At 34.3% G+C, this 24,521-nt stretch carries 19 protein-coding genes and 1 tRNA gene; 13 read left to right on the top strand and 7 right to left on the bottom strand.

Features of this window, described 5'->3' with window-relative positions:
• Nucleotides 1-22: 22 nt before the first annotated feature.
• Nucleotides 23-886: a hydroxymethylglutaryl-CoA lyase gene (locus BUB95_RS00245; protein WP_073084974.1), complete on the top strand. Its 864-nt coding sequence runs from the start codon at nt 23-25 to the stop codon at nt 884-886.
• A 47-nt stretch (nt 887-933) separates the two neighbouring features.
• Here BUB95_RS00245 and BUB95_RS00240 read toward each other — a convergent pair whose 3' ends face one another.
• The gene (locus BUB95_RS00240; protein ID WP_073081422.1) at nt 934-3,162 is read right to left on the bottom strand and encodes a TonB-dependent receptor family protein; all 2,229 of its coding nucleotides are present in this window, start codon (nt 3,160-3,162) and stop codon (nt 934-936) included.
• Nucleotides 3,163-3,473: 311 nt separating this feature from the next.
• On the opposite strand from BUB95_RS00240, the gene guaB reads away from it, so the two are divergent.
• Nucleotides 3,474-4,943 (top strand): IMP dehydrogenase, encoded by a 1,470-nt coding sequence (gene guaB, locus BUB95_RS00235; RefSeq protein ID WP_073081419.1) that lies wholly within the window; start codon nt 3,474-3,476, stop codon nt 4,941-4,943.
• Between the two features lie 222 nt (nt 4,944-5,165).
• On the opposite strand, the gene BUB95_RS00230 is transcribed toward guaB, so the two are convergent.
• Entirely contained in the window at nt 5,166-6,086 is a 921-nt protein-coding gene (locus tag BUB95_RS00230) for a hypothetical protein (protein WP_073081417.1), read from the bottom strand.
• 231 nt (nt 6,087-6,317) lie between these two features.
• Here BUB95_RS00230 and crtD point away from each other — a divergent pair, with 231 nt between their 5' ends.
• Genes crtD through BUB95_RS00215 form a run of 3 tightly spaced genes read left to right on the top strand, consistent with a single transcriptional unit; the run spans nt 6,318 to nt 9,563 of the window.
• Nucleotides 6,318-7,793 (top strand): 1-hydroxycarotenoid 3,4-desaturase CrtD, encoded by a 1,476-nt coding sequence (crtD, locus tag BUB95_RS00225; protein WP_073081415.1) that lies wholly within the window; start codon nt 6,318-6,320, stop codon nt 7,791-7,793.
• Complete coding sequence (locus BUB95_RS00220; RefSeq protein WP_073081413.1) at nt 7,793-8,428, top strand: carotenoid biosynthesis protein; 636 nt, start codon at nt 7,793-7,795, stop codon at nt 8,426-8,428. Before crtD ends, BUB95_RS00220 begins: the two co-directional genes overlap by 1 nt.
• A gap of 1 nt (nt 8,429) precedes the next feature.
• A complete protein-coding gene (locus BUB95_RS00215) occupies nt 8,430-9,563 on the top strand; it encodes a lycopene cyclase family protein (protein ID WP_073081410.1) in 1,134 nt (377 codons plus the stop codon).
• Here the strand turns inward: BUB95_RS00215 and BUB95_RS00210 are convergent.
• Together BUB95_RS00210 and BUB95_RS00205 are read right to left on the bottom strand one after the other, a co-directional pair.
• Complete coding sequence (locus tag BUB95_RS00210; protein ID WP_073081407.1) at nt 9,560-9,796, bottom strand: hypothetical protein; 237 nt, start codon at nt 9,794-9,796, stop codon at nt 9,560-9,562. The two genes, BUB95_RS00215 and BUB95_RS00210, sit on opposite strands and share 4 nt — an antisense overlap.
• A gap of 69 nt (nt 9,797-9,865) precedes the next feature.
• Nucleotides 9,866-10,618, bottom strand: coding sequence for a T9SS type A sorting domain-containing protein (locus tag BUB95_RS00205; RefSeq protein ID WP_073081404.1), 753 nt, complete (start codon nt 10,616-10,618; stop codon nt 9,866-9,868).
• 219 nt (nt 10,619-10,837) lie between these two features.
• On the opposite strand from BUB95_RS00205, the gene BUB95_RS00200 reads away from it, so the two are divergent.
• The 6 genes from BUB95_RS00200 (at nt 10,838) to BUB95_RS00175 (ending at nt 19,607) form a co-directional block, all read left to right on the top strand.
• Nucleotides 10,838-12,781, top strand: a complete 1,944-nt coding sequence (locus BUB95_RS00200) for a peptidylprolyl isomerase (RefSeq protein WP_073081401.1) — start codon at nt 10,838-10,840, stop codon at nt 12,779-12,781.
• Nucleotides 12,782-13,636, top strand: coding sequence for a peptidylprolyl isomerase (locus BUB95_RS00195; protein ID WP_073081398.1), 855 nt, complete (start codon nt 12,782-12,784; stop codon nt 13,634-13,636).
• Nucleotides 13,584-15,041: a peptidylprolyl isomerase gene (locus BUB95_RS00190; RefSeq protein WP_083573280.1), complete on the top strand. Its 1,458-nt coding sequence runs from the start codon at nt 13,584-13,586 to the stop codon at nt 15,039-15,041. The genes BUB95_RS00195 and BUB95_RS00190 overlap by 53 nt, the downstream gene beginning before the upstream one ends.
• 4 nt (nt 15,042-15,045) lie before the next feature.
• A complete protein-coding gene (locus BUB95_RS00185; protein WP_073081395.1) occupies nt 15,046-15,999 on the top strand; it encodes an AAA family ATPase in 954 nt (317 codons plus the stop codon).
• A 30-nt stretch (nt 16,000-16,029) separates the two neighbouring features.
• Nucleotides 16,030-17,124 carry an acyltransferase family protein gene (locus BUB95_RS00180; RefSeq protein WP_073081393.1) on the top strand — a complete coding sequence of 365 codons (1,095 nt, stop codon included), beginning with the start codon at nt 16,030-16,032 and terminating at the stop codon, nt 17,122-17,124.
• Nucleotides 17,125-17,339: 215 nt separating this feature from the next.
• Nucleotides 17,340-19,607: an aconitate hydratase gene (locus tag BUB95_RS00175; protein ID WP_073081390.1), complete on the top strand. Its 2,268-nt coding sequence runs from the start codon at nt 17,340-17,342 to the stop codon at nt 19,605-19,607.
• A gap of 164 nt (nt 19,608-19,771) precedes the next feature.
• Here the strand turns inward: BUB95_RS00175 and rpsT are convergent, their stop codons facing one another.
• From rpsT to proS, 3 genes are all read right to left on the bottom strand, one after another.
• On the bottom strand, nt 19,772-20,023 hold the full coding sequence (rpsT, locus tag BUB95_RS00170) for a 30S ribosomal protein S20 (protein ID WP_073081388.1): 252 nt from the start codon (nt 20,021-20,023) through the stop codon (nt 19,772-19,774).
• A 26-nt stretch (nt 20,024-20,049) separates the two neighbouring features.
• Nucleotides 20,050-20,121 (bottom strand) — tRNA-Glu (locus BUB95_RS00165).
• Nucleotides 20,122-20,264: 143 nt separating this feature from the next.
• Nucleotides 20,265-21,743 (bottom strand): proline--tRNA ligase, encoded by a 1,479-nt coding sequence (proS, locus tag BUB95_RS00160; protein ID WP_073081387.1) that lies wholly within the window; start codon nt 21,741-21,743, stop codon nt 20,265-20,267.
• Nucleotides 21,744-21,844: 101 nt separating this feature from the next.
• On the opposite strand from proS, the gene BUB95_RS00155 reads away from it, so the two are divergent.
• Nucleotides 21,845-22,909 (top strand): hypothetical protein, encoded by a 1,065-nt coding sequence (locus tag BUB95_RS00155; protein WP_073081385.1) that lies wholly within the window; start codon nt 21,845-21,847, stop codon nt 22,907-22,909.
• A 33-nt stretch (nt 22,910-22,942) separates the two neighbouring features.
• Nucleotides 22,943-24,463 carry an OmpP1/FadL family transporter gene (locus BUB95_RS00150; protein WP_073081383.1) on the top strand — a complete coding sequence of 507 codons (1,521 nt, stop codon included), beginning with the start codon at nt 22,943-22,945 and terminating at the stop codon, nt 24,461-24,463.
• Nucleotides 24,464-24,521: the final 58 nt, after the last annotated feature.

The raw sequence follows: 24,521 nt of genomic DNA, 5'->3' as shown, positions 1-24,521 counted from the left end.
CGAAATCTTATATTTGATGTCAATGAACAAGAACGTAAAACTTATCGAATGTCCGCGAGATGCTATGCAAGGTATCAAAGATTGGATTCCTACTGAGAAGAAGGTGCAATACATTCAGTCCTTGTTACGTGTTGGTTTTGATACTATTGATTTTGGAAGTTTTGTATCGCCAAAAGCGATTCCTCAAATGGTAGACACGGCAGAGGTTTTAGCGCAATTAGACTTAAGCAAAACAAAGAGTAAACTATTAGCAATTATTGCCAATGTTCGTGGTGCTAATGATGCATCACAACATCAAGAAATTGATTATTTGGGATTTCCGTTTTCAATTTCAGAGAATTTCCAGATGCGTAACACGCATAAAACCATTGCACAATCTGTAGATACACTTGACGAAATTTTAGAGATAGCAGAAGGTTCAAACAAAGAGGTAGTCGTTTATATTTCTATGGGTTTTGGCAATCCTTACGGTGACCCTTGGAATGTAGATATAGTAGGAGAGTGGACAGAAAAATTAGCTAAAATGGGTGTGAAAATATTATCTTTAAGCGATACGATAGGCAGCTCTAATCCAGAAAATATTTCGTATTTATTTTCAAACTTAATCACAAAATACCCGAATATCGAATTTGGGGCGCATCTTCATACAACACCAACGACTTGGCATGAAAAAGTAGATGCAGCTTATAAAGCGGGTTGTCGTCGTTTTGATGGAGCTATCCAAGGTTTTGGGGGTTGTCCAATGGCAAAAGATGAGCTTACGGGTAATATGCCAACCGAACGCATGCTGTCTTACTTCACGCAGCAAAAAGCACACGATTTAAGTGCTATGGCTTTTGAAAGCGCTTATAATGAAGCTAGTAAAATCTTCAAAATGTACCATTAAAAAAAGCGCTACTTTTCAGTAACGCTTTATCTGTTGTTCATCAATCTTTAAAACTTAAACTCTAAGCCTAAATTAGCACCGAATGGATGTCCCGGTCTTAAGCCTGCTGGTACTCTAGATACGGCGTAAGTTTCATCTAATAAGTTAATAATATTAGAAGTTAAGCTTAACTTTTTGTTGAAATGATATTTAGCTGAAAAATCGATAATAAAGTTAGAATCTACACGCTCAGCATCAGGTATTGAGCCATTTCCAGCAAGTGATCTAAATTCGCCATTATAGCGTCCACTTAGATTCAATTCATATTTTGTGTGCTCTAATGAAATAGCAGCGTTAAATTGATGTTTTGGTATGTATGGTAATTCGTCACCAACTTCAACTTCTCCCCAAATACCGTTTGCACTATCAAAGGCATTTAAAAATTCGGTATGAGTAAAGGTGTAACCAAAGCTAATAGGCAATTTAAAAGTTGAGTTGTTTGGGAGTAATTCATAGTTTAACAATAACTCTACACCACTGACTTCAACTTCACCAGCATTAAACTGGTCTAAATTTCCTGTGCCACCTGTCGCCGCGATATCGCTTCCTAATAAGTTGCTGTAATCGTTGTAAAAACCAACTAACTCTCCGCGGAGTTTACCTATTGTAAATCGCGAACCTATTTCGTAATTAATACTCTCTTCAGCTTCTTCACCAGTCGAATTTCCTGGAGGGGAAAATCCTTTGTGTACGCCACCAAAAACTGAAACATTATCAGTAAAAGCATAGTTAAAACCTATACCTGGAATAAAAATATCAACCTTGTTTTCTCTTGTAGATAAGTTGTCGCCAGCACGTGTTGGGTCAGAGCTTCCAAAGTCTTCACGTTCTAGTAAAATATTCTCGTAACGTAAACCAGGTGTAAGCGTAAGGTCATTCCATTTTAGTTTATACATAGCGTATGCCGCAAACGCAGTAGCACTGCTAATTCTGTTGCCTTGTGCTCCTCGTGGACCTTCAGACGTTCGGTCGAGTTGTCCGTCAATTATACTATAACCATCTTCCCATTGAAAACGGTCTTCTTCGTCATAGTGATAACGCGCACCAACTTCTAAATCATGGAACGTATTTTCGCCATACCAATGGTAATCTAATTTGGTTTGGACACCTGTAGAATAATATTCTCTATTATTAGCCTTAAGCAATAAAGCATCAGCACCAGAATTTATGTCACCTCTCACAATTGCCATATGGTCTGGAAATACAGTTGGATTAGCAACAACATTAGCAATTCCTTGTTTATCACCATTAAATACAACATCGTCTAATTTAAACCAATTACGTTTGAATTTATTTAAATATGCATTTGTAGTAATTCTGAAATTTTTAGTTAGGTTGAGCTCGTGGGTCAACATAAACTGCATATGCTCTGCTACCATTTGGTCATCTTGGGAAGATGCATAGCGAGAGAACGGCGCTGTTTCAAAATCTTCTTCTGTTAAGCCTAAATAGGTTTCGTTTGATACTTCATCAGAATATTGAAATTTTGCTTCAATATATTGCTGAATTTTAGCATCTGCCTTACTGCTGTAGCGCAATTTGGCTAGTAATTCATTAATATCAAAACCTGTATGGCTGTCGTCAGGTAAGTCTTTAAACCCGCTAGAACCAAAATTTAAGAATTCAGCAACATAACCAAACTGTCCTTTTTGTCCACCGGCTTTTGCATGGAGTTGTCTTGTATTAAATGCCCCATAATTAGCTAGTATTCTACCACCAAATTCATCAGGAATTTGTGCAGAAACCATATTTATTGCACCACCAGTTGTAAAAGGCCCATATTGCACTTGGCTACTACCTTTTAAAATTTCTACGGCTTCCATTCTCGCCACCGATGGAAAATAGTATGCAGATGGCGAACTGTAAGGCGCTGGAGCAATTAAAACACCATCTTCCATAATAGATATTTTTGCACTTCGTTGAGGTGATGTACCACGAAGACTTATATTTGGTCTTAAACCAAAGCCATCTTCTTCATAAAAGGTTACACCAGGAACAGAGCGTAACACACGATTTATGTCTGTATAATTATATTTTTTTAATTCTTCAGGCGAAATATAGTAAGCTGAACCTGTTCTGTTTTTTGCAACATACTTAGAACCAAATATCACATTACTATTTATGATAACTTCATCTAATTTTTGGATTGAATCTTTACTTTTTTCATTGTTTTTGTTTTCTTGAGCGAATAAGATTGTGCAAAAACTAAATAGTAGTAAGGAAAGTTTTAATTTCATTTATTTAGACTGATTAAAAATAATATTTGTTTTTCAGTTTGCAAATTTAAAATCAAATTAGACTTTGACCAAATTTATTTAGAATAAATAAAAATAAAGTTTGTTAAAATTTATAAATATTTGATTTACAATATTTTAATTATTGTTATTGAAGTGTTTTTGTTATCTAAATCATTAAAATTAAAGCCGTTAAATAAGATGTATCACGATTAGTAATTACGTTTTAATTCAAAAAAGACTTAACGTTCCTTTAGTATTTTAAACTAAAATAAAAAGCGTAAATTTGCATGCAATTATCTTATAATTGCGACATGACAGCACACAACAACAAAATTTTAGGAGAAGGTCTAACTTATGACGATGTCCTATTAGTCCCAGCTTATTCCGAAGTTCTTCCTCGTGAAGTCAACATTCAATCAAAATTTACTAGAAATATTACTATCAATGTTCCAATTGTTTCTGCGGCGATGGATACGGTAACCGAAAGCAGAATGGCAATTGCCATGGCGCGTGAAGGTGGTATAGGCGTGCTTCATAAAAACATGACTATCGAGGAGCAGGCTACTAAAGTACGAAAGGTAAAACGTGCAGAAAGTGGTATGATTATCGACCCTGTAACTTTGCCGATGGATGCCAAAGTCATTGATGCTAAAAATGCCATGCGAGAGCATAGTATTGGCGGAATTCCAATTGTAGATGATAACGGAAAATTAAAAGGTATCGTCACCAATAGAGATTTGCGTTTTGAGCACAGAAACGAAAGGCCAATTGTTGAGGTCATGACATCTGAGAATTTGGTCACGGCGCCTGAGGGTACATCGTTAAAGGACGCTGAACTTATTCTTCAAGAAAATAAAATTGAAAAACTTCTTATTGTTGATGGCGATAAATTGGTAGGTTTAATAACTTTTAGAGATATTACTAAAGTTACCCAAAAACCAATCGCCAATAAGGATACTTATGGTCGATTACGTGTCGCAGCAGCCATCGGTGTTACTGGTGATGCTGTCGATAGAGCAGAGGCTTTAGTTAAGGCAGGTGTTGATGCCGTAATTATTGATACGGCTCATGGCCATACTCAGGGTGTTGTAACTGTATTAAAAGAGGTAAAGAAAAATTTCCCAGATTTAGATGTTGTTGTTGGTAATATTGCCACTGCCCAAGCAGCTAAATATTTAGTAGAAGCTGGTGCAGATGCTGTAAAAGTTGGTATTGGTCCAGGTTCTATTTGTACAACGCGAGTAGTTGCTGGAGTTGGTTTTCCACAATTTTCTGCAGTTTTAGAAGTTGCTGCTGCAATAAAAGGCTCTGGTGTTCCCGTAATTGCCGATGGCGGAATTAGATACACTGGCGATATTCCAAAAGCTATTGCTGCTGGAGCCGATACGGTTATGCTAGGTTCTCTTTTAGCAGGAACAAAAGAAAGTCCAGGTGAGACTATAATTTACGAAGGACGAAAGTTTAAATCTTATCGTGGTATGGGTTCTGTAGAAGCCATGAAACAAGGTAGTAAAGACCGTTATTTCCAAGATGTAGAAGACGATATTAAGAAATTAGTACCAGAAGGTATTGTTGGTCGTGTACCGTATAAAGGCGAATTGTTTGAAAGCATCCACCAATTCATCGGCGGTTTACGTGCTGGAATGGGATATTGTGGTGCTAAGGATATAAATACATTAAAAGAAACTGGACGCTTTGTGAAAATCACAGCTAGTGGAATTAATGAAAGTCATCCACATGATGTAACGATTACTAAGGAAGCACCTAATTATTCGAGGTAATAAAAATTTCTGCGAATGCAGAAATCTTTAAAAACGAACAGCACTTTTTGTGCTGTTTTTTTATTTCGTTTAACTGTTTTGTGTATGGCTCGTTGCGTGGTTTAGCAACTAAGTTAACAAACATTTATGAACCCGAGAAAATTCCGCAGGAATTTTCGCAAGTAGAGAAGAACAAAGCAGTTAATTATACACGTTTTATACACGTTGTTGTAACCAGTTTTTTTAATATTCATAATCTCTAATTCCAATATCATTCTTTATTTTTCTGATTTCGTCTCTTGCTTTCCATATTTCGTCTTGTGTTGGTCTAATCTTTTCTTCAAGTTGTTGTACCTTATTTTCTAATTCAGTTATTTTTTTAAGTTTTAAATTGTTCAATTTGAAATCATTTTGTTGCTTTTTAATTTCTTCTGAAACATAATTTAAATACTCTAATCTATATTTCTCAATTTTCTTTTCTCTATTAAATATCCAATACTTACTATTTTTAGATATTACATAATTTTTCAAATTTTCAAGATTATATTTATAGTCAAATCTATGTACGAATGACAATAAGTTGATTGCTAAAGTTGGCTTTTCAAGAAGTGCTACTTTTCTTTTTTTCAAATCATCAATTTGACTCGTGAAAAAAGGTTCAATAAATAACTCTTGATTATTGATAGTTGTTACAATATCAATTCTGACATTTCCTAAAGATGTTTTATATGCTTTTTCAATTTCTATTTGCTCTATTTGAAAAATCCCACTTTCGGATATATTTTTCTTTAGGTCTTTCTTAAATTTAAGCTGAAGATTTTCAGGAACTTTTTTCTTAATTAGATTATTGACTTCATAGTCTAATTTTTCTCTTTGATTGTCCGTTAAGTTGTCTATAAATATTTCGGGAAGTTCAAATTCTTTTATTTCTTTAAAAATCTCTTTGGTTACCCAATGAATATATGTTTCAACATTTCCTTTACATACAGAGTTAGGTTTATGTTTAAAATGTGGTGTTTGATGTTTTCGGACTGCAACAAAATTCTCCTTACATTCAAGACAGATTAAATCCGTTTTATTAGCATCGGTAACATCACTTATATTAATCAGTTTTTCAGACTGTTTGTGAAATGCAATAGGATATTTTATGTAGCTTTTCGACAATATTAATGTTGTTTTTCAAATTGGTTACAACTTTAATAATATGAATCATTGTAATGATTTATATCTCACGTTAAACGAAGTTAGTTTAAAACAATTACAAAGTCAATAAACGGCTTTAATCAACAATTTAAGTTGTATTTTATTTTGAATCTAAGTGTCTTCGATTATTAACACATTTTAGCATTTTTGAAGCCTTATTAGATTGCTCAATCATTGTATCTTTACAAATCAATGAAAAACCAGTCAGTTATCATCATAGGCGCAGGAATAGCGGGATTAGCTACAGCTATTCGCTTAAGGGCTCAAGGTCTTGAAGTTTCGGTTTATGAAGCTAATAGCTATCCTGGAGGAAAGCTTACCGCATTTTCAGAAAAAGGTTACCGCTTTGATATGGGACCTTCTTTATTTACGATGCCACAGTTTTTAGAGGATTTATTTAAAGTCGCCAATGTAGACATGTCTAACTATTTTCAGTATAAGAAAAAAGAGGTAGTCTGTAATTATTTCTATGAAGATGGTACAACATTCTCAGCTGTTGCAGATGAAAAGGAATTTGCAAAAAACGCGGAATCCACTTTCAATATTCAAGCCGAAGATTTAGAAACGTATTTCAAACAAAGTAAGCGTAAGTATGATTTAACAGCGTCTCTTTTTCTGGAAAAATCGCTTCATAAATTCAGTACCTATTTTTCAAAAGATACGCTTAAGGCTGTATTTAATGTAGGCAGTTTAGACATCGATACCACTTTAGATGCTTATAATAGTAAAATGCTTAAGGACGAACGGCTAGTGCAATTCTTCAACCGCTTTGCGACGTATAATGGCTCATCACCTTACCAAACGCCTGGAATTATGTCTATGATTCCGCACTTGGAGCAATATTTTGGGACGTATTTCCCAAAAGGAGGTATGCATTCTATCACAATGAGTTTGTTTCAATTAGCAAAAGATATAGGTGTTGACTTTCATTTTAATACAAAAGTAGAACGCATTTTAGCAGATAAAAATATTGCTGTTGGCATTCAAATTAACGGCGATAAAGTGCTTAGCGATATTGTGGTTTCAAATTCCGATATCGTCCCAACGTATCGTAAACTTTTAAAAGACCATAAAGCTCCAGAGAAAATATTAAATCAGCCAAGAAGTAGCTCAGCATTAATTTTTTATTGGGGAATTAAAAAGGAATTTACACAGTTAGATTTACATAATATTTTCTTTTCTGAAGATTATAAAACGGAGTTCGACTATATTTTTAACAGAAAAGAGGTGCATAGTGACCCAACAGTTTACATCAACATTACGAGTAAAGACGAAAAAGGAGATGCGCCAGATGGCTGTGAAAACTGGTTTACAATGATTAACGTACCAAGTAATACTGGCCAAGATTGGGATGAAATTATACGTCAGGCTCGAGAAAACATTATTAAAAAGTTAAGCCGAGGGTTAAACGAAGACATCTCTGAACTTATAGAATTTGAAGCTATTTTAGACCCTAGAACTATTGAGTCTAAAACGCAAAGTTACCAAGGTGCGTTGTACGGTGCGTCTAGCAATAACAAATACGCGGCTTTTTTAAGACATCCAAATTTTAAATCTAGCATTAAGAATCTTTATTTTTGTGGTGGAAGCGTACATCCTGGTGGTGGCATTCCGCTATGTTTATTGTCTGGTAAAATTGTTTCAGATTTAATTGCAAAAACCAACTAATGTTCGATAAAACCTTTAAGCTTCATTTTTCAATTTTTCTGGTTTGGTTATTTACCGTTTCTGGAATTTTTGGAATACTCTCCGATGAATATTCGGATTGGTTTTTAAGCATGACACCGCTTAATTTGTTATTAACATTTATCATCTTAATTATTAATATAGAAGAATTAAAACCTAATGTAATTATTGCATTAGCTATTCCCTTTTTTATTGGTTTTATCACAGAGGCTTTAGGTGTTAATTTCGGACTGATTTTTGGCACTTATGCTTATGGTGAGAACTTAGGTCTTAAAGTTTTTGGTGTACCTTTAATGATATGTGTTAATTGGGCTTTGCTCACAGCAGCTACAGCAGATGTTGCAAAATACATAAGTAAAAACCGCATTTTATCTGCCCTTATTGGAGCAGCTTTAATGACTGGTTTAGATATGCTGTTAGAGGTTTCTGCACCACGTTTCGATTTTTGGGAATTTGAAGGTGGCGTAGTGCCACTTCAGAATTATATAGGTTGGTTGGTTACGGCATTTGTTGCACATATGGGCTATCAATATTTTAAAGTAAAAACCAATACAACAATATCTTGGCACATATTAATCTCAATAGCAGTGTTTTTTGCTGTGTTTTTATTTTTCTAATTTGAAAAACTACGATTATATCATATTAGGTGCTGGAGCATCAGGTTTACTATTAGCTCACCGCATGGCTACGGATAGTTTTTTTGATGATAAATCGATATTGATTATAGATAAAGACTCAGATAAAGGCAACGACCGCACCTGGTGTTATTGGGAAGAAGGTAAAGGCGAATGGGACGACATCTTACATAAAGAATGGCAAAATATCTATTTTGGAAGTTCAGTTTTTGAAGAGACAAAATCCATTCTTCCATATACCTATAAAATGATTCGCAGCGAAGCGTTTTATAAATCGCTATGGTCGAGAATTAATAAAGCTGAAAATATTTCATTTTTGAAAGCCTCGGTTGAAGGTTTCTTAGAGCAATCTGAGGTTGAAGTCATTACTTCAGAAGGCGCTTACAAAGCAAAAAAACTGTTTAATAGTATAGTTGATTCTTCATTCTTTCAACAAAAGAAATATCCTGTTTTACAACAGCATTTTGTGGGTTGGTTTGTGAAAACTGAAGCAGATGTTTTTGACGACTCTACGGCTACATTTATGGATTTTACCGTGCCACAAAAGAGGAACACACGATTTATGTACGTGTTGCCAACAAGTAAGCGAGAAGCATTATTTGAATACACCTTGTTTTCTAAAGATTTATTAGAGATTTCAGAATACGAAAATGCTATTAAAGATTATTTAGAGGAGAAAAACATAGCCAATTACGAAATTGTTGAAACCGAAAAGGGGTCTATACCAATGACCTCATTTAAGTTTTCAAAACTCAATACTAAAAACGTATTGCATATTGGCACCGCTGGCGGTTGGACCAAAGCTAGTACAGGATATACGTTTAGAAACACAACTAAAAAAACGAAAGCACTTATCGATTTTTTAAAATCGAATGACGATTTGACTCAGTTCGGAAAAACTACAAAGTTCTGGTTTTACGATTTACTATTTTTAGATGTTTTGGCAAACGAAAACGCCAAAGGTTTTAAACTCTTTTCAGCTTTATTCAAAAATGCGAAGACCAGTACAATTTTTAAATTTTTAGATGAAGAATCTTCAATTCTTCAAGATTTAAAGATTATCACAGCAGTACCTCCAATTCAATTTACCAAGGCTTTATTAAAACGACTCTTTTAGCTTCCGTAAACTTGACCTCGATGTGGTTTTAAGGCATCTCGTATGGGTTTCATTTTGTCTTCATCTACCACTAAATAGGCAATACTGTGCATATCGTTGATGTCTTCAGTTCCTGTGATGGTTATATCAAGTTTTTCAATATCTATATATTCTTTTAGATGAATTAAGTGATGTTCGGCAGTTTTATTTCCTGCGGGTCCACGGAAATCCCAGATGAGTTTTAATTTTCGCATTAATGTTTATAAGATTAAAAAAGCACCCGTAGAGGTGCTTTGCGTATTTTAAGATTCCAAAGATAAGAATTACAAAATAAATTTCTTAGTTATCGTTTGCCCCTTAGAAGTAAGCTTTACGATGTAGATGCCTTTCTTTTTTGACTCTAAATTAATTGAAACATTCTTAGAGTTATCGTATGTTTTTGCATATACTTTTTTACCGAGCAAATCATATATTTCAATAGAACTGATATCTTGATTACTATTAACATTTAAAGAACTATTGTAAGCATTAATAGAAGGGTTAAAATCAGCATTGGAGGAATTGCTAAGCGTAGTCACTTCAAAGGTAGCAGAATAATTTGCTCCAGAGTTTGAGTCGAAAATATCTCCAATATTGGTGGATATTTTCCAAAATACCTCGACAACATAGGTTCCATTAGTGCTAATACTTTGTAATAAATCAATGTTTGCTGAAGTTTCTTCCCAACGTTGATCTCCTGGACTAGGGAGATTAGCACCGAAAGGTAGATTAATAGTAGTAAACGCTCCAGGAGTATCACCTTGGCTGTAAACTCTATAATTTATTTCAGCTCCAGTTACATCTCCACCACCATTTTTAAACGTTTTTATTTCTCCACCATTTAAGGTTAAGGTAGTCAAAACACCAAAATTTTGTCCATTAAAGACATTTGGAGCACCATCTGCATTAAATCCACCAGCATAATAAGTATTGCCAGAGCCACTATCTAAAATTGCGTAAGTTTGAAAAATACCAGCATTTTGAGCTAAACTCAGATTCGAAAAGATGATAAATAAAGTAAGTAATTTTTTAATCATAATTAATAATTTTAGTGTAGTAAAGATATTGCATTAGAGGCAATTTTTTATAAAACTCAATTCACGAAAACGATTTCGTGTTAATAATTATTCATTTTTAATGCCTCTGAATAACAAATACTGTAATTGAGTGTTTACTATTGTAAAGAACTACTTTTATATTATTTTTGTTCGGCTTAGAAAGGCTTTAAGAATTTTATTTTTTTATAAAAAATGTATATGATGCGAACTAAACTGCTTGCGTTTTTACTCGTTTTAATTACTGTGAATTTTGCTTCTGCACAGAAGCAAAAAAACCTGCTTACAATTGAAGGAGAATCAGTATCTTCAGAAGAGTTTTTAAAACTTTACAACAAAAACTTAGACTTAGTAAAAGACGAATCACAAAAACAGTTAGATAATTATCTCGAGTTATTTATAGATTATAAGCTAAAATTAAAAGAAGCTCAGCGACTTGGACTAGATAAAGATGCGAATTACAAAAGAGAATTCGAAAACTACAAGAAGCAACTCACAAAGAATTATTTATCAGACAATAAGGTGACTGATGAATTGGTTTTAGAGGCTTATGACAGAATGAAGTATGATATTAGAGCATCACATATTTTAATTTTAGACAACCCTGAAGTAGAAGACACATTGATAACTTATAATAAGCTTCTAGAATATAGAAAAGTATTGAAAGATGAGGGTTACGAAGTGGCAAAAGGAAAATACCATAACGGAAAAACTGTTTTAGTAGAAGATTTAGGCTATTTCTCAGCTTTCAAAATGGTCTACGATTTTGAGTCTATGGCTTATAATACCAAGCCAGGTGAAGTCTCTATGCCTTTTAGAACTGATTTTGGTTACCACATTGTTCGAGTAGATGAGAAGAGACCTTCTCGCGGCACAGCAACAGTGGCGCACATAATGTTAGCTTTAAAACAAAAGGATAGTACAGTTAATGTCGAAGAACGTATTAATGACATTTATAAAAAGCTACAACAAGGCGAAGCTTTTGATGCATTAGCTAAACAATTTTCTGATGATAAAAGTTCTGCACGTAATGGCGGAAAGCTCAGACCTTTTAAGAGTGGACAATTATCATCAACTGTTTTTGAGGACGCCGCGTTCAACTTAGAAAATAAAGGCGATATGACTCAGCCATTAAAAACAAAATATGGCTGGCACATTATTAAGCTCATTAAAAAAGAGCCTATCAATTCTTTTGAAGATATAAAACCAACTTTAGAAGCCCAAGTTAAGAGGGATGCGCGTTCAAAATTAATCAATAGTGCTATGGTGAAAAAACTCTCTAAGCGTTACAGCATTACAAAGAACCCTGAAACAAAAGCCTATTTTAGACCTATATTAGAAGAAGGCTATTTTTCTGGAAAGTTTAATTTACCAAAAGACTATAAAGGCAATGTATCCGTTATTAAAGTTAATGATTCGGTATACACTAATGATGATTTTCTTCAATTTCTAAAAACAAAACAAAGACAATATATGCGTCAGAAGACCACCATAAAAAAAGTCTTAGATAAAGAATTGCATTTATTCTATGAGCAGTCTGTTTTAAAATTTAGAGAAGATAATTTGGTTAACGAAAATCAAGAATTTGCAGACGTACTTAAAGAATATAAAGATGGTCTATTGTTATTTGCCCTTATGGAAAAGGAGATTTGGAACAAAGCTTCTAAAGATAGTACAGGATTGAAAAATTACTATGATTCTAACGCATCAAAGTACCAATGGGAAGATAGAATAGAAACTACAATAGCAACAAGCAGTAGTAAAGAAATGGCTTCTTCTGTACAAAAGCTAATTAAAGAAGGCAAATCTCAAGAAGATATTAAGACTATATTAAATAAAGACAATCAACAGAATGTTATTTTTACTTCTGGTAGTTTTGAGAAGTCCAACCCTAAACTTCCTACAGATTTAGTCTTTATAGAAGGTGTTTCAGAGATTTATGAGCACAACGATAATTTTCATGTATTCAACATTATAAGTGTTTTACCAGCAAGTACAAAAACTTTAAAAGAAGCGAGAGGTAGTGTTGTAAATGATTACCAAAATGAAATAGAGAAACAATGGCTAAAATCTTTACGAGATAGATTTAAGGTAAGTGTCAATACTAAGGTTCTTAAACAATTAAAATCTAAATTAAATCAGTAATTGAAGTCTAAATTTCTTAAGATAGTATTTGTTTTTGTTGCGCTATATAGCTGTGATAGGTTTAGTGCTGACCCAGATAAAAACGCAGTAGCTAGAGTTAATGACGTCTACCTTTACAAAGAGGATATTCAGAAAATAATTCCTGAAGGCGCATCAAAATCGGATAGTACATTACTTGCAAATGGTTATATAAATGATTGGGCGAGTCGTATCCTTTTATTAGAAAAAGCAAAACTCAATTTGCCAGATACCCAACAAGAAAATTACAATAGTCTCATAAAGCAATACGAAACAGATTTATACACAAAAGCGTATTTAGAAGCCTTAGTCAAACGTTCCATTGATACTTCGATTACAGATGAGGAGGCTTTAAAGGTATACGAAACCAATAAAGAATCCTTCAAGTTGAATGATGAGCTGTTGAAGTTTCGCTATTTAAGCTTACCTCAAAATGCAATAAATTTAGAAGATATAAAATCTAAGTTTAGAGCCTTTGATAATGAAGATAAAATCTACTTAGATTCTATTGCTGTTCAGTTTAAATCATATACTTTGAACGATTCTGTTTGGGTGCGCGCATCACAGGTTTTAGAGAAGATTCCAGTTGCAAATCAATCCAATAAAAATCAACTGTTAAAAAAATCTAATTTTATACAGCTCAAAGACTCATTAAACCTATATTTGATTCAAATTAAAGATGTACTTTTGCGCAACGATTATGCGCCTCTAGATTACGTAAAACCTACGGTAAAACAAATCATTGTTAACAAGCGTAAGCTAGAGCTCATCAAGGAGATAGAAAATGAAATTACAAAAGATGCTATTAAAACAAAACAATTCGAAATTTATAAATAAACTTACACTATCAGTCATTTTTACTGCAATTATGACTCTTGGTTTTTCACAAGAGATTATTAAAGATGAAGAACGTAAGGCAGACGTATTAAGAGTAAAAGACACAAGCGGACGTATTAAAGCAGACGGCGTTGCAGCAGTTGTAGGAGATTTTATTGTTTTAGATTCTGATGTTGACCGAAGAACAGCTCAAATAAAAGCTGCAGGAGGAGATTTAGGCAACATTACTAGATGTGAACTTTTTGGAAGTATTCTTGAAGAAAAATTATATGCACATCAAGCTATACAAGACAGTATAGTTGTTAATGAACTACAAATACGCTCTCAAATAGACCAGCAAATTCAAGGGATTTTAGGAGAGTTTGGTGGCTCAATGGACCGTATGCTAGAATTTTATAAAAAGGATTCTGAGGATGCCCTTCGCGAAGAAATTTATGAAATAAATAAAAATCAATCGCTTGCTTCTCAAATGAGAGATAAAGTCATAAAAGAAGTAGAAATTACACCAGAAGAAGTCCGTCAATTCTACAACGATTTAAAGGAAGATGGTCTACCAACCTTTGGTACAGAATTACAAATCTCAAATATTGTAGTTATTCCAGAAGTTACAGAGGCATCTAAACAAAAAGCCATTGACAGACTTAAGGGATTTAAAAAGGATGTAGAAGAGAATGGTGCTAGTTTTACTACTAAGGTTTTGTTTTTTACAGAAGATACAGGGTCTAAATCTACCGGAGGTCTGTATACATTGAATAGAAAGCGTCCAAGAATGGTAAAAGAATTTAGAGATGTCGCTTTTTCATTACAAGAAGGGGAAATTTCAGAGCCTTTTGAGTCGCCTTACGGTTATCATATTATTCTTTTAGAAAAAATTAGAGGTCAGGAGTATGATGTTAGACACATATTAATTCGTCCAGAAATCACCCCAGATGCTATAGAGGAAGCTCAGAAAAAAATTGAAGATGTAAGAGCAAAAATCTTGGATGGTTCCATATCCTTTGCAGACGCGGCAAGAGAGTTTAGCGATGAAAAAGAAACTAAATTTGAAGGTGGACAAATGATTAACCCTGTCACTCAAGATTTCAATTTTGAACTAACTAAGATGGATCCAGATATTTATGGGCAAGTTCAAGCTTTAAAGGATGGAGAAGTAAGTGAGATTATTCAAGATGGTGATAGAGAGAATCCTATTAAGTTTAAAATCATGATGGTTACAAATCGCATTAATGAGCACGAAGCTGATTTCTCTAGAGATTATTTAAAGATTAAGCGATTAGCACTTCAGGATAAGCATTTTGATGCTATTGGTAAATGGCAAAAAGAGACAATAGAGTCTACTTACATAAAAATTAACGGAGAATATAGAGATTGTGAGTTTAGTGGAAATTGGCTAAAAAATAAATAAATATATGTCAGACGTAACAGCTATCGAAAGCTTTGTAAAAAAGTACAAAGGACTTAAAGAAGAAATTGCAAAAGTTATCGTAGGACAAGAAGATGTAGTAGACCAAATACTAATCTCAATATTTTCTGGAGGACATTCTCTATTAATCGGTGTTCCTGGTTTGGCAAAAACTTTAATGGTGAATACCATAGCCCAGGCCTTAGGTTTAGATTTTAAGCGTATTCAGTTTACACCAGACTTAATGCCTAGTGATATATTAGGTAGTGAAATCCTAGACGAGGACCGTAGATTTAAGTTTGTAAAAGGACCGATATTTGCCAATATTATTTTGGCAGATGAGATTAACAGAACGCCTCCAAAAACCCAAGCAGCTTTACTTGAAGCCATGCAAGAGCGTGCAGTTACTGTAGCGGGGCATCAGTATAAATTAGCATTACCTTATTTTGTTTTAGCAACACAAAACCCAATTGAACAAGAAGGAACTTATCCTTTGCCAGAAGCTCAACTAGACCGTTTCATGTTTGCTATTAATTTAGAATATCCTTCCTTTAAAGAGGAAGTTGAGGTTGTTAAGGCCACTACTACAGATATCACAAAAACTGTAAATCCATTATTTACAGCTCAGGAAATCATAGATTTTCAGAATGTAATAAGACGTATTCCTGTTGCTGATAATGTTATAGAATATGCTGTAACTATGGTTGGTAAAACCAGGCCAAATAGTGAAGCGGCTGCTGATTTGGTAAAAGAATATATAGATTGGGGTGCAGGACCGAGAGCATCTCAAAATTTAGTCTTGGCAGCAAAAACCTACGCTGCGACCAAAGGTAAATTTTCTCCAGATGCAGAAGATATCCAAGCTGTAGCTACGTCCATTCTTAGACATAGAATTATTAGAAATTACAAAGCAGAAGCCGAAGGAATTACTGATGAAACAGTAATAAAAAGCTTATTCTAGTTTATAAAAGCATAGTATTACATTTGTACTATGTGGAATCACCCCAATAGAAATTTTGGTTTAGATTGTATTAGAGCATCTGCTATAATATTGGTGGTGCTATCCCATTGCACATTTATTCTTCCAGAATTTAATTCTATAATTACTGATGGTATTCGTTTATTGGGAGCTACAGGTGTAGATATTTTCTTTGTACTTAGTGGTTATCTTATTGGAGGTATTTTGTTAAAGCACTTAAAGTCTAACAAAATAAGATTTAAAGATTTATTTCATTTTTGGAAACGTCGTTGGCTAAGAACACTACCTAATTATTTTGTAGTCCTAAGTTTGAATTTATTATTAATACTATTTTTAGGTAAAAGTCTATTAGATGAAGTTTGGCTTTATTTTCCGTTTCTTCAAAATTTCTTGAGTCCACATCCTGACTTTTTCACAGAAGCTTGGAGTTTGTCTATTGAGGAGTATGCTTATCTTATTTTACCTTTCGTCATTTATAGTTTATTGCTCTTTTTTAAGAGGATTAAAGCAACTAAAGTATTTTTTTATGCCACACTTTCTGTAATTATAGTTTTGTTCTTTTTCAAAATTCAATTCTATTTTAATGCTGAAATTGACACGTATAAAGAATGGAGTTCTCAATTCAGAAAGGTAGTTTTATATCGATTAGATGCCATTTATTATGGATTTATAATGGTCTATCTAGTTTCAAAATACTCATTTTTTGAGTCAAAGCGAAAATTATTATTTCTATTTGGGCTGTTTTTATTTGTTCTGTTACATTTAATTATTGTTTTGTTCAATGTGATGCCACAAGACTATAAATGGTTTTATTCCCTCTGTTATTTACCACTAATTAGTTCAAGTATTGCTTTAGTCTTTCCGTTCTTTTTAGAATTGAAAGCTAGAAGAAGAGTAATAAAACTAGTGACTTATATAAGTAAACGTTCGTACTCAATTTATTTAGTAAATTATTCTTTGGTGCTATTGACTATTGAGCATTTTTTTGAGCCTTCAATTTTAGCATTATTGCTATACTTATCTATATCAATTATCCTTTCAGAAGTATTGTACCGTTGTGTCGAAATTCCGTTTTTAAGACTTAGAAGCCGAATAGTCCCGAGGTAATTACGAAATCGTTTGAAATTATAGAAGTCATTAATTGTTAACTCATTAAATTATTAGCTTTAATTTTAGTATATATTCATTTTATACATGTAATTACAAGGTTTTAATGAATTATATTTAAAGATTATTCAATTCTATTACATACTTTTAAAAACGCAGTAAAATTCGTAATTTTGTGCTGCTAAAAATAAATTATCAACCTTTAAATATACTATATGGCTTTTGACATTGATATGATTAAAAAGGTTTATGCCAATATGACTGAGCGAGTAGATGCTGCTAGAGATATTGTTGGTAAACCACTAACCCTTTCAGAAAAAATATTGTACTCACATTTGTGGGACGGGAAACCAACGACTGCGTTTACTCGTGGTAAAGATTATGTAGATTTCGCCCCAGACCGCGTAGCTTGTCAAGATGCAACAGCTCAAATGGCATTGCTTCAATTTATGCAAGCAGGAAAGCCTAAAGTCGCAGTGCCAACTACTGTACACTGTGACCACTTAATCCAAGCAAAAGATGGTGCAGCTGCAGATTTAAAAAATGCAAATAGCACGAGTAGCGAGGTTTTTAATTTCTTAGAATCAGTATCTAATAAATATGGTATTGGTTTCTGGAAACCTGGAGCTGGTATAATTCACCAAGTTGTTTTAGAAAATTATGCTTTCCCTGGCGGAATGATGATAGGAACAGATTCTCATACTGTAAATGCAGGTGGATTAGGAATGGTAGCTATCGGTGTTGGTGGAGCTGATGCTGTTGATGTAATGGCTGGTATGGCTTGGGAGCTTAAATTTCCAAAATTAATTGGGGTTAAGTTAACAGGAAAACTTTCGGGTTGGACAGCACCAAAAGATGTAATTTTAAAAGTTGCCGAAATTCTTACTGTAAAAGGTGGAACAGGTGCTATTGTAGAATATTTTGGCCCTGGAGCAACGGCCATGTCTTGTACAGGAAAAGGTACTATTTGTAACATGGGTGCTGAAATAGGTGCAACTACATCGACTTTTGGTTACGATGAATCTATGGAGCGTTATTTACGCGCTACTGATAGAGCAGATGTGGCTGACGCTGCAAATGAGATTAAGGATTATCTAACGGCGGACGCAGAAGTGTATTCAAATCCAGAACAATATTTTGACCAAGTTATAGAAATCAATCTTTCAGAACTTGGACCATTATTAAACGGGCCTTTTACTCCGGATTTATCAACAAATGTTGGTAAAGAGATGACTGAAAAGGCTACTGCCAATGAGTGGCCATTACAAGTCGAATGGGGTTTAATAGGGTCTTGTACAAACTCTTCTTACGAGGATTTATCAAGAGCATCGTCAATTGCACAACAAGCTATTGATAAAGGTTTAAAAATGAAAGCGGAACTAGGTATCAATCCTGGTTCTGAGCAAGTACGTTACACAGCTGAGCGTGACGGTATCCTAGGAATCTTCGAAAACTTAGATGCTAAGATATTCACCAATGCTTGTGGCCCATGTATTGGACAATGGGCAAGATATAGTGACCCTAAAAATGCGCCTAAGAATAGTATAGTGCATTCATTTAATAGAAACTTTGCAAAGCGTGCCGATGGAAATCCAAACACACATGCCTTTGTTGCTTCTCCTGAATTAACAGCTGCAATTGCTGTTGCAGGTCGTTTAGACTTTAATCCTTTAACGGATAAGTTAATCAATGAAAATGGTGAAGAAGTTATGTTTGATGAGCCAACAGGATGGGAATTACCACCAAAAGGTTTCGATGTAAAAGATAACGGTTATTTGGAGCCTGTTGCAGATGGTAGTGGAGTAGAGGTAACTGTTAACGAAACATCTGAACGCTTACAGTTACTAACACCTTTTACGCCAATTGGAGATACAATAACTGGAGCTAAACTATTAATTAAAGCTTTCGGAAAATGTACAACTGACCATATTTCAATGGCTGGACCATGGTTGCGTTTTAGAGGGCATTTAGATAACATTGCTAACAATACGCTCATTGGTGCTGTAAACGCATTTAATAAGAAGACTAACTTTGTAAAGAGCCAATTAACAGGTGAGTATGGTGGAGTACCAGATACTCAACGCAAATACAAAAAAGCTGGTGTTTGGTCTGTAGTTGTGGGTGACCATAATTATGGTGAAGGTTCTTCAAGAGAGCATGCAGCGATGCAACCACGTCATTTAGGTGTTGCAGCTGTAATTGTAAAGTCTTTTGCTCGTATTCACGAAACCAACCTTAAAAAGCAAGGGATGTTAGGATTAACATTCGCTAATGAAGCGGATTATGATTTAATTCAAGAAGATGATACATTCAACTTTTTAGATTTAAATGAGTTTGCTCCAGATAAACAACTTAATGTTGAAGTCGTTCATGCCGATGGTAGTAAAGACGTAATTGCTTTGAATCATACGTATAATGATGCTCAGATTGAGTGGTATAAAGAAGGCTCTGCACTTAATTTAATTAAGAAGCAAAACGCTTAATAATATATATTATAGAACAAAAAAGGCTTTGATGAAAATCAAAGCCTTTTTTGTTGAAGAGAAATAATATAAACTCTTCATCTTCGTATGTATTTCAATTTTATTCAAATAAAAAAGCCTTTCAGAAATGAAAGGCTTTAAAAGTATTGTTGTATAATAACTTACTATAATGCAGCAACGTGCTTAGTCAATTGAGATTTTAAATTACCCGCTTTGTTAGAGTGTATAACATTCTTTTTTGCAAGTTTGTCAATCATACTCACTACAGAAGGTAACATAGTCTGAGCTTCTTTAGCGTCCGTTAACTCGCGTAACTTCTTTATAGCGTTACGAGTCGTTTTATGCTGGTATCTATTCAGAACGCGTCTCTTTTCGTTACTTCTAATTCTTTTTAATGCTGACTTATGATTTGCCATGTTTCTTTGTTATTATTAAAAAATTGTAGCCCGTAGGGGAATCGAACCCCTCTTACCAGGATGAAAACCTGGCGTCCTAGCCGATAGACGAACGGGCCATTTATTTACTTGAATTAGCAATCGTTCAACTCGATTTCTAATCAATTTAAAATTTAAATGAACAACAATGTTTCCATTGCGGATGCAAAAATACAACTATTTTTAAATGTTGCAACACTTAACTAAAATTTTTTAAAAAAAATTAATAAGCCTTGGCAAAAAGCACACGTTGTCTAGATGGATTACCTGTATAAACACATTGTCCTTCCTCTATTTTACTATCATAAGGGATACATCTAATTGTTGCTTTTGTTAGCTCTTTTATTTTGTTTTCAGTCTCTTCTGTACCGTCCCAGTGAGCAGAGATAAATCCTGTTTTTGTCTCGAGAACGGTTTTGAAATCTTCAAAAGAGTCAACTTCTGTAATATGCTCTTCTCTAAAAGTTAGTGCTTTATTGTATAAATCATTCTGAATAGTCTCTAGTAAATTAGATATTTTATCCTCAATACCTTCAATAGAAACCACTTCTTTACTTAGAGTGTCGCGTCTTGCCAATTCAACTGTTCCGTTTTCTAAATCTTTTGGTCCAATTGCAATTCGTAACGGGACACCTTGTAGTTCGTGCTGTGCAAATTTAGCTCCTGGTCTATATGTATCTCTATCATCAAACTTCACACTAATATTTTTGGCCTCTAAACAAGACTTTACTTTAGAAACTACTAGTTTAATCGCTTCAAATTGTTCTTCATTTTTAAAAATAGGAACAATAACAACTTGAAAAGGTGCTAAGTTTGGAGGTAATACCAAACCTTGGTCATCACTATGCGTCATTATTAATGCCCCCATTAATCGCGTTGATACACCCCAAGATGTAGCCCAAACATAATCTTGCTTACCCTCTTTATTGGTAAACTTTACATCAAATGCTTTTGCAAAATTCTGACCCAGAAAGTGCGATGTTCCTGCTTGTAAGGCTTTTCCATCTTGCATTAAAGCTTCAATACAATGGGTGTCAATAGCTCCAGCAAAACGTTCGCTTTCTGTTTTAACACCTTTTATTACTGGAATAGCCATGAAATTTTCAGCAAAATCTGCATAGACCCTATTCATTTGCTCAGTTTCTGCAATAGCTTCTGCTTCGGTAGCGTGTGCCGTATGACCTTCTTGCCATAAAAATTCTGCAGTTCTTAAAAATAGACGTGTACGCATTTCCCATCTTACAACATTTGCCCACTGGTTAATTAGTATTGGTAAATCTCTGTAACTTTGAATCCATCCTTTGTAGGTGTTCCATATAATTGCTTCACTTGTTGGTCTTACTACCAACTCTTCTTCTAGTTTAGCTTCTGGGTCTACTCTAAGCTTACCCTCGTTGTCTGGATCGTTTTGTAACCTGTAATGGGTAACAACTGCACATTCTTTGGCAAAACCTTCAGCATTTTTTTCTTCTGCTTCAAATAAACTTTTTGGTACAAAAAGAGGAAAATAAGCATTTTGATGACCTGTTACTTTAAACATTCGGTCCAGTTCAGCTTGCATTTTTTCCCAAATAGCGTATCCGTAGGGTTTAATAACCATACAGCCTCTAACTGCTGAGTTTTCAGCTAAATCAGCTTTAACAACCAGTTCATTATACCATTTTGAATAATCTTCGGACCTTTTTGTAAGATTTTTGCTCATTATCTGTAATTTGGCACAAATGTTGTGCTTGTGTTAAAAGAAAAAATAGTAGAGCAAAACTAACTATTTTTGTATTGTTCAACAATTAAATCATTAGAGATATGCGATTTACTTCTACACACAAAAAAATAATGGGACCTTTTATGATATTAGGAGCAATTTTATTGCTTTTTTCATGTGGCTCTTACCAATATGTTGGTTATGACAATGACGGTATATATAGTTCTGACGAAGTTGTAGTAGATGTTGAACAAGCAGCAACAAACAGAACAAGTAACGATTATTATGCAAATTATTTTGCAGAACAGGTAACTGATGCACAACTAGCACAAGAAGAATCCAATGAAGTTTTTACAGATATTGATTCTTATACTAGTGGAAATACACAGGGTGAAGAAGTTGAAATCATTGAAGATTACGGTGGATGGGGACAAGTGAATGATAGAGTAGTTATTAATTATTATGACAACGGTTGGAATAATTGGGGCTGGGGTTGGGACCCATGGCTCTGGAATGGTGGCTTCGGTTGGGGTTGGAACAACTGGGGTTGGGGCTGGAATCGCTGGAACAGATGGGGAGGCTTTGGTTTTGGCTGGGGTTGGAATGACCCTTGGTTATGGAATGGAGGTTTTGGCTGGGGTTGGAACAACTTTGGTTGGGGTTGGAATAACGGCTTCTATAGAAATAATGTAGCCTTTAATAGAGGTAGAAGAGGCTATTATAATAATAGGTCTTTAGCTTATGCAGGTAGAAATAGTTTATCTAGAAGAGATGGAACAAGTTCTTTATCTAGAAGATCTTCAATTAGAAATACAAACAGTTCTTCTAGGACTAGAGTAGGTAGAAATTTATCAACTAGACCTTCGAGAGGTACCACAACACGTCCATCTCGTGGAACAGTAACTAGACCTTCAAGAGGTACAACGACGCGTCCATCTAGAGGGACAGTAACTAGACCATCACGAGGAACAACGACACGTCCATCTCGTGGTACAACAACTCGGCCTTCGAGAGGTAATGTTAGTAGACCTTCAAGAGGAACAACCACAAGATCATCTTCTAGAGGTTCTTCGCGTTCATCTGGAAGCGTTAGGTCAGGAGGTAGCTCAAGATCTTCAGGAGGTTCTAGAGGCGGAGGCTCAAGAGGTGGAGGAAGAAGAGGTTAATTCTCAAAAATTTTTTAGAAATTAAATTGCGCTATGAAAAAGTCAATATTACTTGTCATAACATCTTTTCTTATGTCTAATGTTAATGCACAAGATTTTACAGATGCCTTACGTTTTTCCAAAGATGAGATAGATGGTACTGCTCGATTTAAGGCCATGGGTGGTGCATTTGGAGCTCTTGGTGGTGATTTGTCTGCGGTGAGTATTAATCCTGCAAGTTCTGCTATTTTTAATAGTAGTACAGCATCTTTTACTCTAGGATTGAATACCATAAATAATGATGTTAATTATTTTGGTGGTCTACAATCAACTTCAGAAGATAATTTTAATTTATCTCAAGGTGGTGGCGTATTTGTGTATGCCAGTAATAATCCCAATACAAAATGGAATAAATTTTCTCTAGGTGTAGCTTATGACAGAACAGGAAATTTTGATGATAATTGGGTGGCAAATGGAGTAAATCCTGATACATCTATTGCAGAATATTTTAGAGGTTATGCTCAGGGTCTTCCTTTAGACGAAATTTCTGCATTTCCTGGTGAATCACTAAATGAGGCGTATATAGACATTGGTTCTGTATCTGGTTTTGAACACCAACAAGGTTTTTTGGGTTATGAATCATTTCTAATAGAGCCGGAAATAGATACAGATAATAATACACAGTATAATAATAATGTAGTAGGTGGTAATTACAGTCAGCGTTATTCTTTAGCCTCTTCAGGCTACAACGGTAAAATGGCGTTTAATTTTGCGGCGCAGTATGACGAAAAATTTAATATTGGCTTAAATATTAATGCACATTTCTTAGATTACAATAGAGTAACCATTTTTGATGAAAGTAATTCTAACGCAAGCTCTACAGTGAGTCGAGTAGCTTTTGACAATACGCTACGTACAACAGGAACAGGAATTTCTTTCCAGATTGGGTCTATATACAAATTAACTAAAGAGTTTAGAGTAGGTTTTACTTATAATTCGCCAACATGGTTTAGAGTAACCGATGAGACAACTCAGTTTTTACAAACAACAGTAGATGGTTTCGATGACCCTATTGTAATAAATCCCAACATTATTAGCATTTTTCCAGAATATAAGCTGCGCACACCAGGAAAAGTAACAGGAAGCTTAGCTTATGTTTTTGAAGATAAAGGATTATTAAGTTTTGACTATTCAAGAAAAGATTTTGGAGAATCCATTTTCCGACCTACAGACGACCCTTTTTTTGCCTTTAGGAATAATGAAATTTCTAATCTTTTAGGCGTTTCTAACACATATAGATTGGGTGGAGAATACAGGTATAGAGGATTTAGTTTTAGAGGTGGTTATCGATTTGAAGAAAGTCCTTTTAATGACGAAATATTTGGAGGAGACTTAACGACATATTCATTAGGCTTAGGTTATAAAATAGGAGATTTTGCAATAGATGTTGCCTTTTCTCAAAGTCAACGCGAACAGAGTGAGTTTTTATATTCAGACGCTCCTACATTTAATGAAACGGCGAGTATAGATTCAAAAATTACTGACGTTGTTTTAACGTTGTCTTTCGGTATTTAGAAAGATATTAATATGATATACAATCCTCTAGCAGAAATGTTAGAGGATTTTTTGTAAG

Source organism: Winogradskyella jejuensis (assembly GCF_900129745.1).
In the GTDB taxonomy this organism is placed as follows: domain Bacteria; phylum Bacteroidota; class Bacteroidia; order Flavobacteriales; family Flavobacteriaceae; genus Winogradskyella; species Winogradskyella jejuensis.
This window is presented reverse-complemented; position numbering and strand designations above follow the sequence as displayed.